At 46.8% G+C, this 13,255-nt stretch carries 9 protein-coding genes; all 9 read right to left on the bottom strand.

The annotated features are described in order from the left end of the window. Window positions 1-120 precede the first annotated feature (120 nt). The 9 genes from MTF70_RS02725 to MTF70_RS02685 all read right to left on the bottom strand — a co-directional run bounded on the left by MTF70_RS02725 (window position 121) and on the right by MTF70_RS02685 (window position 13,134). Complete coding sequence (locus MTF70_RS02725) at window positions 121-2,529, bottom strand: N,N'-diacetylchitobiose phosphorylase (protein WP_025768195.1); 2,409 nt, start codon at window positions 2,527-2,529, stop codon at window positions 121-123. An 84-nt stretch (window positions 2,530-2,613) separates the two neighbouring features. Continuing rightward, the gene (locus MTF70_RS02720; protein ID WP_025768196.1) at window positions 2,614-4,533 is read right to left on the bottom strand and encodes a family 20 glycosylhydrolase; all 1,920 of its coding nucleotides are present in this window, start codon (window positions 4,531-4,533) and stop codon (window positions 2,614-2,616) included. Between the two features lie 8 nt (window positions 4,534-4,541). Continuing rightward, the gene (locus MTF70_RS02715) at window positions 4,542-5,432 is read right to left on the bottom strand and encodes an N-acetylglucosamine kinase (protein ID WP_025768197.1); all 891 of its coding nucleotides are present in this window, start codon (window positions 5,430-5,432) and stop codon (window positions 4,542-4,544) included. A gap of 2 nt (window positions 5,433-5,434) precedes the next feature. Continuing rightward, entirely contained in the window at window positions 5,435-7,174 is a 1,740-nt protein-coding gene (locus MTF70_RS02710) for a glycoside hydrolase family 9 protein (protein WP_053306756.1), read from the bottom strand. A gap of 63 nt (window positions 7,175-7,237) precedes the next feature. Then, entirely contained in the window at window positions 7,238-8,233 is a 996-nt protein-coding gene (locus tag MTF70_RS02705; protein WP_005380041.1) for an ABC transporter ATP-binding protein, read from the bottom strand. Window positions 8,234-8,280: 47 nt separating this feature from the next. Then, the gene (locus MTF70_RS02700) at window positions 8,281-9,264 is read right to left on the bottom strand and encodes an ABC transporter ATP-binding protein (protein ID WP_005386550.1); all 984 of its coding nucleotides are present in this window, start codon (window positions 9,262-9,264) and stop codon (window positions 8,281-8,283) included. A 2-nt stretch (window positions 9,265-9,266) separates the two neighbouring features. Continuing rightward, the gene (locus MTF70_RS02695; protein WP_025768199.1) at window positions 9,267-10,292 is read right to left on the bottom strand and encodes an ABC transporter permease; all 1,026 of its coding nucleotides are present in this window, start codon (window positions 10,290-10,292) and stop codon (window positions 9,267-9,269) included. 2 nt (window positions 10,293-10,294) lie between these two features. Then, window positions 10,295-11,281, bottom strand: a complete 987-nt coding sequence (locus MTF70_RS02690; protein WP_005380038.1) for an ABC transporter permease — start codon at window positions 11,279-11,281, stop codon at window positions 10,295-10,297. A 170-nt stretch (window positions 11,282-11,451) separates the two neighbouring features. Beyond that, window positions 11,452-13,134: an ABC transporter substrate-binding protein gene (locus tag MTF70_RS02685; protein ID WP_005380037.1), complete on the bottom strand. Its 1,683-nt coding sequence runs from the start codon at window positions 13,132-13,134 to the stop codon at window positions 11,452-11,454. Window positions 13,135-13,255: the final 121 nt, after the last annotated feature.

Here is a 13,255-nt window from a genome sequence, read left to right as displayed (position 1 = left end):
GATCCTCGATAAGAGCGGCATCCCACCGCGTCTTAAATCTTTGCTAGCGAACCGATGCACTTGTAAAACATAAATGCACCGGATAAATCAAAAGGGGAGAAGGACTCCCCCAAAAGATGATTAACCTAGAGTAACGATAACTTCGTTTACTGAACCTTCCGCTTGAACTGGGACAGAGGCACCATTCACTGCATCACCGTTCACAGTAATCGACTTAACGCCTTTGCTTACTGAGTCTGGGTTAACTACTTTGATGTTGTACGTTGCACCTAGCCATTGACGAGTCACTTCGAAACCAGGCCAGTTCGTTGGGATACATGGATCGATAGTTAGGCCATCGAAGCCTGTACGCACACCAAGGATAAAGTTGGTAACAGCGAAGTAAGCCCAGCCAGATGTACCTGTTAACCATGGGTGGTTTGCACGACCGTGGTCTTGGTGGTCACGACCCATGATGAACTGTACGTATGAGTAAGGTTCTGCAATACGTTTTTCGATGATGTCGTTCTGGTTGTATGGGTTAAGTGCATCGTAGAACTTCATTGCACGATCACCACGACCCAGTTTCGCTTCAGCTACCCAAGCCCATGGATTTGGATGCGAGAAGATCGCACCGTTCTCTTTTACGCCTTGGTAAACACGAGTTACGAAGCCGATATCATCATTCGGTGTTGCAAAAGATGGTGAGTTTAGGTGAAGGCCGTATTCAGAGAACAGGTTCTCATCGACAGCGTCCATCGCTTTTTCGCCGCGCTCTTGAGATACCGCACCAGAAAGTACCGCAAGTGTGTTTGACTCTAGGTGTACACGACCTTCTTTTTGTTGCGCTGTACCGATCTTTTCGCCGTTTTTCGTTAGACCACGGATATACCAGCCGCCTTCTTCGTCCCAAAGGTGGGTTTCACACGCTTCACGAACGTTTGCTGCCATCACCGTGTATTTTTCAACGTCGGCTTCTTTCCCTAGGTATTTAGCTAGGTCGATGAACTCCTGCAGTGCCCAGAAATGTAGGAACGACACCATTGACGATTCGCCGCCACCTAGGTTCAGACAGTCGTTCCAGTCTGCACGCAGACCTTTACAGATACCGGTTTGACCTACGTATTCAGCCGAGAAGTCTAGCGCGGCTTTCATGTGGTCATAAACCGTTGCATCGCCACCGTCGGCGTAAGGGATCACTTCGTCGAAGAAGCTGTGCTCACCGGTTTCCATCACGTACTTACAGATGGTTGGAACTAGCCATAGGTGATCATCAGAACAAGTGTCTTCGATGCCGTGAATTTTGTCTTCATCAGAAGGTGTTGGAACTACGGTTGGAGATTTAGATGGTTTAACATCCGCTTTTTCTGGATCAAACCAATCTGGATCGAATAGGTGTAGACCGTAGCCCGCTTTTACTTGGCCGCGCAGTAGGTCAACGATACGTTTGCGCGTCATTGCTGGGTTAGCGTGAGGAACTGAGATTGCATCTTGCGCTGTATCGCGGTAACCAAGACCAGTACGGCCTCCCACCTCGATGAATGAAGCAAAGCGAGACCACACCACACACGTTTCCGCTTGGTATAACGTCCAAGCGTTGATCATGGTATCTAGACCTTCGTTTGGTGATTTCACTTGGAACTTGCCACAGCGCTCATCCCAGTGTGTTTTGATACCCGCAAATGCGTTGTCGACTTCTGCAAGGTCTTGGTACTTAGCACGTAGACGCTCACCGTTGCCTTTACCGATACCTAGAATGTAAGCAAAGCGAACTTCTTCACCCGGCTGAATAGTAAATTGCTTATGCAAAGAGCCACAGTGGTTGTAACACGTTTGTGCTGTATTGAAACACTTACCTTGTTCTACCGCTAACGGGTTTGCTTCGTCACGGTATAGGCCTAGGAAGCTGTCACGTTGGCCGTCGTATGAATCTGGGTCAAATGTTGAAGCTAGGTAGTAGAAGCCTTCGAAATCGTTGGTGTTGTAGTACAGGTCGTACTCTATCACGCCTTCGTTGTAAGCCGTACCTGCCGAGTACAGAGACATCTGATGGTTTTGGTTATCAGATTGAATGTGGCTGAATGAGAACTCAACAAATGAGAATGCACTGATCGTACGTGGTTTGTCAGAGGTGTTTTTAATCACTACATCCCAGATTTCAGCGTCTTCGCCTTTTGGTACGAATAGCGTCTTTTCAGCTTCAATACCGTTGTACTCACACTTAAATTTAGAGTAAGACAAGCCGTGACGAACTTCGTAGTTTGCTTCGTCTAGGCTCTTCGCAACTGGTTGCCAAGAGATTGACCAGTAATCACCTGTCTCATCATCACGCAAGTAAACGTAGTGTCCTGGGCGATCGAATGTCGCATTTGGACGGAATTTAGTAACACGGTTGTATTCTGGAGAGTTGTAGAACGAGTAGCCACCCGCGTTGTGCGAGATAACCGTACAGAACTTCTCAGTACCTAGGTAGTTGGTCCATGGTGCTGGTACGTCAGGGCGAGTGATGACGTATTCGCGATTCTCGTTATCGAAATAGCCGTATTTCATTTGTGTCTTTCCTTTTTACGAAGCTGCATCAGCAGCCAAAATTTAAAAACTCTTCAAGCGTGATGTTTCGACATCAGTTTTGTATTACTTCCACGGTTTACGGTAATTCACTCCCTGCAAATCAAGCAGAGGTAGATGGCCTTTCAAGCGTGATAAATAGTCGGTCCAATCTCGGTGTTGTTTGTCTGTCCAACATGCTTCTGCCATTGCAGTTAAACGAGGGAAGATCATGTAGTCCATGCGAGGTTGGTTATTGATAATTTCGCACCATAATGCTGTTTGAATGCCCCAAATGCGCTTACGTATTGGGTCGTCGGCAGGCACTTCAGCGAGCGGCTCGTAGTTGTAAGCTTTTTCTAGTGGCAGTGGGTTTGCCCAGTCCACGCCCGGTTCTTCAGGTGCGTAGTCTTGGGTCATATCTAGGTAAGTGGTTTGTGCTGGTTGCAGCACCACATCAAAGCCTTGGCGAGCACAGTTCAAGGCCGCTTCTTCGCTTAGCCATGAGTAGATCACCGTATCTTTACTGACTTTGTCGCCGTGTTGAGCTTCTTCCCAGCCCAGCATGCGTTTGCCCAATTTACGAAGTTTGTCTTCGGCATAACGTAAGAAGTGTCCTTGCAAATCTTTGTAGTCGCTGTAACCCAGTTGTTCCATTAGTGCTTGGCATGCTGGGCTTTTTGACCATACGCCGTTAGGTACTTCGTCGGCACCAATATGAACGTAAGGCGCAGGAAAAAGTGCAGAGACTTCTTCTAGCACTTTGTCGATAAATTCATAACTCCCCGGCAGAGCAGGGTTAATGACGTTGTCGTTGTAATGCTGAATACTGCGGTATTCGGTGGTATCTTCCGCTTCTACCAATAGGTGTGGTAACGACTTGATGGCGGCTCGGCAATGACCTGGTACATCAATTTCAGGAATGATGGTGATGCCGCGTTGCGATGCAAATTCGATAACGTCTTTGATGTCTTCTTGCGTGTAGAAGCCGCCGTAACGTTCATCAAAGTGCGTGTACTGTGGTTCATTGATCTCATCCAATCCGCGCCAAGCACCAATATCGGTCAGTTGAGGCAGTGATTTGATTTCAATTCGCCAACCCTCATCGTCGGTAAGATGCCAATGGAACGTATTGAACTTGTAATGAGCCAGTTGGTTGATCAAGCGTTTGACTTGCTCAACGGAGTGAAAATGACGAGCACAATCCAGCATCATACCGCGGTAACGAAAACGTGGCCTGTCCTTGATTGAACAACAAACTACTTCCATTGAGTTAGGTTGATCGCCAACTTTGATTAGTTGTAATAACGTTGCACAAGCATGGGTAAAACCAGACGAAGATCCTGCTTCAATTTTGATTGACTCTTCGGCTACTTTCAGTTTGTAAGCGCCTTCATCCAAGGTTGGGTTGCCTTTGAAGATGATCTGACTGCCATTGTCTGATGCGAACTCAAATTGGTGAATGCGCTTAAGCTCTTCAAGTAGCCATTCTTTAGCTGAATTGGCCAGGCTTGAATAAACCGCGACGCCAGCATGATGATCAAAGCTAAAATAGTGATCGCTGACCTCAATATGGTTTGGTTTTGGCAGCAAGGGCTGTGCATGGGTTAAACTTGCCGGAATCTCACTGCGTTCACGGTATGGTGAAGCTAATACGATAGGCGTGACATCCACTTGTGCGCGCTGTGGGTTTCCATCAACGACAAAGTTGATCATCGCTTCGTTAAAGCCATCCGAGTAATAACGGAATGGGTTCGAACCAATACTGAATTCACAGTAATAGTGATGGTTGGCAGCCAGTACCAGCCCTTCTGGCTTAAGTGTGCAAAAACTACCAATTTGAGTCAGTTGACCATTTGAAACGCTGTCTGGAAGAATGTAACGATCGAAAGCGAAAGTTAAGCTCCAGCTGTTTAGGTCTTGGTCGCTCAAGTTATGAAAGGTGAGGCCAAAGCGGCAGTTTTGTTTCTGCTCAGAAAGGACCACGAGATCAACACGATATTCCATATCTACTCCTACGCCGCACTGAGCGAGTAAAGGTTATGTTCTGGTTTGCCAGCAAACATAATTGCGCCTTCAATCGCGTCAAACTGTGGCTCAACAATCCATTGCTGAACTGGTGGTGAGAGCCAACGTAAAATGCGTTCAGCAATGCTACCCATTAAACAAATACGTGTTGCGCCGCGCTTGTTTAATGCCACGAGAAACATTTCTATATCCGCTGCGGTTTGCTTCAGTATTTCAATGGCCAGTGCATCGCCTTGTTCCGCATGTTGGAAAATAGCCGGAGAAAACTGCCCATAATCACGAGGAAGCGCCTGTTTTGACCACGCCACCACGTTGTCGACCTCATTTTCGAAATGCGTCATAAAGTGTTGTGCTAGGGGCGTTTTTTCTCTGATGCCATCTTCAGCTAACAAAACTTGCTGAACTAGGCGTAGCCCCATCACTGCGCCGCCACCTTGATCCGAAATAGGGAACTCACGACCACCGACAACGTGTTGCTCCAATCCTTTAAGGTAGATGCCACAAGAACCGGTTCCCGCAATCATGATTGCGCCATCTTCGCCATTGTGCGCACCAACGCACGCACCGTAAGCATCGGTATTCAGAGTTATACTGGCAAATGGATGAGGAAGAGACATGAAGGCTTGCCAAGATGCTTTGTGCTCTGCGCCAGCAAGGGCTAAGCCGACGTGCATCGACGCGAAATCTTGTTGTGTTAGACCGCCTTGCTCGGTAGCCGAAGTGATGGATTCAAGAATCGAAGCCATTGCTATTTCAGCACCTAGCATGATGTTGGCACTGCCGCTTTTGGCCTCGCCAAGAAAATTACCTTGTGAATCTTTAATCCTGGCTCGACATGACGTGCCGCCACCATCGATACCGGCAAAATACATTCCCATGATTATTCTTCCTTCATATTTTTAGAGGTCGCCAACTGAGAAACATGCTGAGCTTGACTCATTATCGCGAGTAAGTACCAAGCGCCATGCGGGAGCCATTGTTCGCCCCAGCGCCAGTTTTGTAACACGTCTTCTTTTTGTGCTGGTGGGTTAAATGCAATGTCTTCCTCGTCTTCAAAGCCGCCAGTGATTCCGTTACACACGCCACCTTTTGCGTTGAAGAAACCATATTGAGGGAGGTAATCAGGGTTGTTACGACCATGGCCATCTAGCATGCACATGTCGTATGGGTTTAAGCCTACAACCCAGTTCAATGCATCTTGAGCAAACACAGAAAGTTGTTGCTGTACTTCTTGCGACGCTATATGCGGTTGAGCAAGGTACGCCATGGTCGCGATTGAGCCCAGTCGAGCATTCTCGCCTTGCCACCAATAGCCGGATTCATTGTTGTGTGCGACAAAAAATGCCTCGCGTTTTGACTCATTTACGCCTTTAACATATTGGCGAGGGTAACCGAATGGGTTGATCACTTTATTCGATATTGTGATCTCAAACTCACACGCTAGGTTGACGATACGTTTTACCGATTCCGCTCGTGCTGAGTCGTCTTCAATTGATAGATATTCGCATAGGGCAATAACTGGTAGACCAGCTTCGGCTGCGTGAAAATATGGACGGCTGCCGTCTTGGTTTGCTGACCAAAAGTGTTGAATCTGCTCGTCGCTCATTTGGCGTGCAACTAAACGTTGCGCCCACAAACGGCTCTCTTCCAAGTAGCGAGTTTCTTTGGTTGCTTTAAACAGTTCTACACAAGCCAGTAGCGCACAGTATTCGTCGATAATGTTTTCTTCCCCATCATTGAGGTACTGCGTATTGTGCTCTTTTAAGTGCCAGTAACCATTTTCGGCAGCGTTGCGGTATTTTTGTTGATCGTATTCACCGTGAACACTTAAACGCGACGCTGCCGCTAGCGCTGCAATGGCGACACCGCCACCTTGTCGAAAGCCTGCTTGATAGTCGTCAAATTTGTGACCAAGTTGAGTTTCGTACGCGCAAATCTCGCGTTGCGCAGTATCTTTGCTCCACTTGTCAAAGACCGTCATGTAGAAAAAGCCTTTTTCGTTTTGCATACGCACAAGAAAGTCTGCACCGAACAGGGCTTCTTCAATCAGACGTGTACGTGTGAAAGCTGTAATGTCTTCGCTTCCTTCAAGCAACGAAACCCCTTTTAGGATGTTCCAAACCACCATTGGGGTTTGTTGAGGATTCAAATAATTCGCGTATGAAAGGTGACTTAAATACTTGCTAACGTCTCCTGATGCGTCGTACCAGCCGCCGTGTACATCAACCTTTTTATTGGAGTTTAGTACTGGAAGTTGTCGATCTTGTTGATCGAAGATTCCGCCGCAACGTTGCGATTTGAAATAGTGGATCACATCTGACAAAGTTTGATCCAACAGAATGTGTTCGCCAACGATGAAAGAGGAAGAGCGCGTATCTTCTACTTGCAAGAAATAGTCACCTGACGTTGTGAAAGAGGAAAAGTCGATGAGGTAGAAATAGCCCTGATGCCAGTTCGCCACTTTACCTTGTTCTTCAACCGCAAAAGTTGCCACGGTTTGCTCGCTAGTGGCACAAATCAATTGAGCAGTGTAAGAAGACAAGTGTGGTTGTTCGGTCTGGATAATGGCTTTCTTTGGGCCCAGACGTTCATAACCAATGTGGTTAGTCAGTAGCAGCATTCAATGTCTCCGGGAAACGATAAAAACAGGAGTGGGTCAGGCTGAACCTGACCCTCGTTATGATTAATCTTCAAATAAGTAACAGCGGACAAAGTGGTTGTCGGACAGTTGAGTGACGCCTGGTAGTCGTTCGCGACATTTGTCGGTAGCGTGTACACAACGTCCAGCAAATGGACAGCCGACAGATTCTGGTGTCCAAAGTGGGATTTCCCCTTTGTTGCCTTTCAGTTTCTCGTGAATAGACTTCGATGGATCTGGAACCGCAGATACCAACAGTTGCGTATATGGGTGTTGAGGGTCGTGAATGATTTCTTCAGTATCGCCCCATTCAACCATGTGACCTACGTACATGACCGCAAGATCTTCAGCAATGTAACGCGCTGTTGCGATGTCATGAGTGATGTAGAGCAGAGACATTTGTTTTTCAAACTTCATCTCTTCCATCAAGTTCAAAACGCCAGCGCGGATCGATACATCGAGCATGGATGTTGGCTCATCCGCCAAGACTACTTCAGCTCCAACCGCGATGTTACGAGCCAGGTTGACACGCTGACGCTGACCGCCAGATAGCTGGTGCGGGAACTTTTGCGCCGTTTCTTTTGGTGGAATAAGACCAACTTGTTCAAGTAGGTCGTACACACGCTCTTCCAGTTCTTTCTTGTTGCCCGGTGCTACTTTCTTATGAATCAGCAGCGGGCGCGCAATATGGTGGAAGATATTGTGCGTTGGGTTTAGCGAGCCAAACGGGTCTTGCCACACCATTTGTACACCTTCACGGTAGGTCATTAAATCGTGACGAGAGGTGATGTCTTGGATATCACGACCTTTGTATTCAATGATGCCATCGGTTGGTGCGTACATTTTTGCAATCATTTTTGCAGTAGTAGACTTACCTGAACCAGATTCACCTACCACTGACAAGCCGCGGCTCTTGTACATTTTGAAAGAGACGTCGTTGATTGCGCGCATCTTAGATTGTTTGATTGAGTTACTGTTTAAAGGGAAGTCCTTAACGACATTTTTACCCTCAATCAGCAGTTCGCCGAATTGTTTGCTCATAATTCTCTCCAGTGTAATTTTTGTTCTTAGCTAGTGTTTTTTTGTTGTTAAACCTTAGCTTGAGCAATGGTGTCGCCGTACAAATGGCAATTTGAGAGGCGACCTGGTTCAATTTGACGTAATTGGGTTGGTACACGTGTACATGCTTCATGTACGCGGTCGCAACGAGCTTGGAAGCGGCAGCCCTGTGGTACTTCTAGCAAGTTCAACGGGTTACCTGGAATACCAGTCAATTTGGTCTTTGGTCCAGTTAGTGGAGGGAAAGAGCTACCCAAACCTTTGGTGTAAGGGTGGTAAGGACTTTCCAGAATTTGCTTAGAAGGCGCGACTTCAATCAACTCACCTGAGTACATGATGCCGATACGATCCGAGAACTCGACCATCAATGACAAGTCATGTGTGATGAACAGAATTGAGAAACCAAACTCTTCTTTAAGCGCGTAAATTTTTTGTAGAATTTCACGTTGAACCACTACATCCAATGCGGTAGTCGGTTCGTCCATGATGATCATTTTTGGGTTCAGAGCCAAAGCGATTGCGATTACTAGACGTTGACGCATACCACCAGAGAACTGGTGCGGGTAATCACTCAATCGGCTAGGGTGGATATCAACGATTTCCAGCAGACCTTCAGCGCGTGTTTTTGCTTGAGCGCGAGTCATATTGGTATGACGCATGATGACGTCACAGAACTGCTCTTCCATGGTTAGAACAGGGTTCAAAGCGTTCATCGCACTCTGGAATACCATCGACATTTCACTCCAGCGGAACGCTTGCATGCGATCATCGCTGTACTGAAGGATATCTTCACCGTTGAAGATAACCTCACCACCTGTGATAAACGCTGGCGGCTTATGAAGGCGCATTAGTGAGAAGGCAACAGTGGATTTACCACAGCCAGATTCACCAGCCAGACCGAATACTTCACCGGGTGCAATGTCGAAGCTCACGTTGTTACAGGCGCGGACATCGCCCGCGTCTGTGATGTAGTCTACGCATAGGTTACGGATGGAAATTAGTGGTGCAGTCATGATTATTTATCTCCGCTCCATAGTGCATTTTGTGGTGCCAGTTCAGGCTCACGCTCTTTCTTGTCTTTTGCTGCTAGTTTTTTCCAGCGTTTCATGCCTTTGTGAGAACGAAGTTGAGGGTTCGCAATTTCGTCAACGGCAAAGTTCAACAGAGCAAGACCAGTAACCAGTAATGTTAGGGCAATACAAGGTGCTAGTACTTCCCACCATGCGCCAATCAGCATGGCTGATGAGGTTTGCACGTTGTAAAGCATGATGCCCCAACTGATCGTGTTGGCATCACCCAAACCTAGGAACGAAATGACCGCTTCAGTGTTGATCGCCAGCATTACTGAGCCAATGAAGCTCGCACCGACAATTGGGATAAGGTTTGGTAAAATCTCAACAAAGATGATGCGGAATGAAGACTCTCCCAATACTTCGGCAGCTTTAACGAACTCTTTCTCGCGTAGTGCCATAGTTTGAGAGCGGACAACACGTGCACCCCATGCCCAAGAAGTACCAGCGATAATCAAGGCAATGGTGAGTGGGCCTGCTTCACCGATAAAGGCCGCCAACACGAATAGCAATGGATACTGCGGAATTACTAACATGATGTTCATCGCGGCACTCAATACGTCATCCACTTTGCCTCCGAAGTAACCTGCCGATATACCAATGACTGTTGCTAAGAAGCACACGATGATGCCAGCGCCAAAACCTACACCCAGTGATACTCGTGCACCGTAAGCCACTTGCGACCAGATATCGCGACCCATTCGGCTAGTACCTAATACGTGGTCAGCCTTTTTAGACATAATCAGCGTACGACGATCGTCTGCTAGGTTTTTAGCGACCCAACCATCAGGATTGTTTTGTGCCTGTTTTACAACAAAGCTTGGGTATTCGTGTGGGTTACCGGTTCGCTTGTCTGGCGCATGCTTTGTAAGTAAAGGAGCGGCAATCGCAACGAACACGAACAGCGTAACAATGCCAAGACCAATGCGAGCAAATGCGTTACCCAAAATAAGTTTGAATAGTTCTTTCATGATTATTTGCCTCCCGTACGTAGGCGAGGGTCTAGAATCATGTACAGCATGTCAGCCATTAAGTTGAAGCACAGCATGAACATCGTCATGATAATTAACTGACCTTGAAGTACTTGGTAGTCACGAGCGTGAATTGCGTTTAGAAGAACCGTACCTAGGCCTGGGTAGTTGAAAATCATCTCGATGATTAATTGACCTCCAATGGCCATACCTAAAGACATAGACAGTGCGGTAACACTTGGAAGTAGTGCGTTACGTGCGGCGTAATTAAAGACGACGCGGTTTTCACTCAGCCCTTTACCTTTAGCCATCGTGATATAGTCTTCGGCGAGAAGGTTGATCATGTTGTTACGCATGTTAACTAGGAAGCCACCAATTTGAACGATGGTTGCACAGAATAGAGGTAGTACAGCGTGGTAACCCACGTTCTTGATGAACTCCCAGCTTGTCCAATCAGGAATAGTACCTGGCGTGTAAGCATAGCCAGATGGGAACCATTTCAGGCCAATCGCAAAGGTAAACAGTGCTAACATTGCGATAACCATTTGTGGAATCGCTTGAATGATCAATGTGCCAGGCGTTACGAATGCATCGTACTTACTACCGCGCTTCCAGGCGGCAAAAATACCAAGGACAGAAGCGATGGAGAAAGAAAGTACAACCGCAGTACCAGCTAGAAATAGTGACCAGCCAAATGCACTACCTAGTAAAGAATTAACTGAAAGAGGGTAGAACTGGATTGAGGTGCCCAATTCCCAACTTAGAATGTTTTTAATGTACGAGAAGTACTGAATGTAAATTGGCCCATCAACGAAACCGAGCAGTTCTTTCATTGCTGCGATTCGTTCTGGAGTCACCTGTACTGAAGCATTAGCAAACATCATGGTAACTGGGTCACCAGGCATTGCTCGCGGAATAATAAAGTTTAACGTCGCTGCAACTAAGAGCGCGACAAGATAGAACGACAAACGTCTTAAAAAATAACCCATAACTCACACCTTACTCACCCAGATTTTTTCCCTGTTTCTGGTTTCAGGTCGCTCCTAGCGAAATTTAGAGCGAAAAATCCCCTGACGACGAGCGCCACATATTGGTTTCGTTAACAAGGGATTTTTATAGGCGGCACACGGGATGTATGCCGCTTGAAATGAACTTCTACTTATTTAACTGGTTTTAGGTCCAGTACGTGAAGTAGACGCTCTGGGATACCTGCCCAAATGTTTGGACGGCCCTTAGGGTTTTCTTCGTTCCACCAACCAGTGAAGCGAGTTGTGTTGTATTGGTACATGTACGCGCCAGATAGCACAGGAATAGTTACTTGGTCCTGAGCAATGATCTTCTGAATGCCATGAGCGATCTCTAGCTGTTCTTGCTTATCTGCTGTCTTGTAGAAGCTGTTAAGAAGACCGTCTAGCTTATCGTTCTTGTAGAAGTGCATTGCAAAGCGAGGCATGCCGTCACCAGCTTGTAGCTTCGAGTTGTAGCCACTATCCCAGTACAAGTGTGGATCTGCACCGTGGAAGTAGTTGGTGTAAGCAACGTCGTAAGTACCTTCTAGCATAGCTTGGTTGTATACCGAGAAGTCCGGTGTACGAGCACGAGCTTTAATGCCCACTTCTGCTAGTTGCTCAACGGCTAGCTGTACCGTGTTGTTGAAGTCAGTCCAACCGTTTGGTGATTGAATTAGAAGCTCGAAAGACTTGCCAGATGGTGTATCCACAAAGCCATCTTTGTTTACATCTTTGAAGCCAGCTTTAGCTAGAAGCTTTTTCGCACCTTCCGCGTTGTATGTGTTGTAGCCTTTGTACTTGTTGTGCGTCTCTTCATCAGACCAAGCTTCGAATGCGTAGCCAAGACCAGATGCGAAGTCGTTCACTGTACCGCCGCCGTAGAAAGCGATATCAATGATAGTTTGACGGTCTAGCGCCATAGAGAACGCACGACGGAAGTCAACGTTAGTTAGTGCTTCGTTTTTCGCAGCGTCTGGGTTTTTGAAGTTCACTACAAATGCTTGAGTACCCGCTGGTGGGTACCAGTAGTGGTGATTCGGGCTTGCTGCAGCGTACGTACGGTCGATGTCTGGTACGAATGAAGACGTCCAGTCCATTTCGCCGTTAACGATTTTGCCCAAGAATTGGTCGTTGTTCGCGATTTGTGGCACACGCAGACAATCTACATCTAGGTTGTCAGCATCCCAATAATTCGGGTTCTCACACTGGATATATAGCTGCGGTGTGAAAGTGTCGATTTCAGTAAATGGACCACTTCCTACTGGATTTTCGTTTGTGAATGTAGCTGGATCTTTTACTTTGCTCCATACGTGCTTAGGTACGACGGGTACTTTCGCAATTTCGTAAGGAACGTTTGAGTTTGCTTCGCTTAGACGGAATTTAACTTGGTAGTCGTTAACTTTTTCTACGCCAGTCACCCAAGAGTTGATACCAGACTGGTCTAGCTCTGGCTTCTCTTTCACTAGGTTGAAAGAATAAACAACGTCATCAGCGGTAAACGCTTTGCCATCAGACCATTTTACGCCCTTACGGATATCGAAGGTTACGCTCATCAGGTCATCAGCCATGGTAAAGTTTTCTGCTAGACGAAATACAGGCGTGTTACCGTGCATTTCGTTAAAAACAACGAGCGGCTCGTAAATAAAGTCGGTTGTTGTGTGCAGGTTAGTTGCACCCAAGAAAGGGTTAAAGTTACGAACGAAAGTTGTAAACTCTTTAGGGTGGATAGTCAGTTCACTGCGTTCAGCCGCAGTAGCTACCGATGCAAAACCTGTAGTAGCCGTTGCAATAATTGCTGTTGCTAGTGCTGTTTTTTTAATATTGGCAAGCATAGCTGTTCCTTACTATTTGCTTTCATTTCACTAAATGGAATTGAATGTCATCAATTGATAAACACTCTCTAAGACCTACCTCTTGTACATGCCTTACTCATTACAACATTGAGTTTCGCCA

It is taken from the genome of Vibrio sp. 2CM40D (assembly GCF_023161825.1).
Classification (GTDB): Bacteria; Pseudomonadota; Gammaproteobacteria; order Enterobacterales; family Vibrionaceae; genus Vibrio; species Vibrio alginolyticus.
Note: the sequence above shows the minus strand (reverse complement) of the source record. Positions and strands in the feature narration are given on the sequence as shown.

What these genes read in the sequence shown, in the direction of transcription:
- MTF70_RS02705 (WP_005380041.1), bottom strand. Translation starts at nt 8,233, where the DNA reads ATGAGCAAACAATTCGGCGAACTGCTGATTGAGGGTAAAAATGTCGTT.
- MTF70_RS02725 (WP_025768195.1), bottom strand. Translation starts at nt 2,529, where the DNA reads ATGAAATACGGCTATTTCGATAACGAGAATCGCGAATACGTCATCACT.
- MTF70_RS02700 (WP_005386550.1), bottom strand. Translation starts at nt 9,264, where the DNA reads ATGACTGCACCACTAATTTCCATCCGTAACCTATGCGTAGACTACATC.
- MTF70_RS02695 (WP_025768199.1), bottom strand. Translation starts at nt 10,292, where the DNA reads ATGAAAGAACTATTCAAACTTATTTTGGGTAACGCATTTGCTCGCATT.
- MTF70_RS02710 (WP_053306756.1), bottom strand. Translation starts at nt 7,174, where the DNA reads ATGCTGCTACTGACTAACCACATTGGTTATGAACGTCTGGGCCCAAAG.
- MTF70_RS02715 (WP_025768197.1), bottom strand. Translation starts at nt 5,432, where the DNA reads ATGGGAATGTATTTTGCCGGTATCGATGGTGGCGGCACGTCATGTCGA.
- MTF70_RS02685 (WP_005380037.1), bottom strand. Translation starts at nt 13,134, where the DNA reads ATGCTTGCCAATATTAAAAAAACAGCACTAGCAACAGCAATTATTGCA.
- MTF70_RS02690 (WP_005380038.1), bottom strand. Translation starts at nt 11,281, where the DNA reads ATGGGTTATTTTTTAAGACGTTTGTCGTTCTATCTTGTCGCGCTCTTA.
- MTF70_RS02720 (WP_025768196.1), bottom strand. Translation starts at nt 4,533, where the DNA reads ATGGAATATCGTGTTGATCTCGTGGTCCTTTCTGAGCAGAAACAAAAC.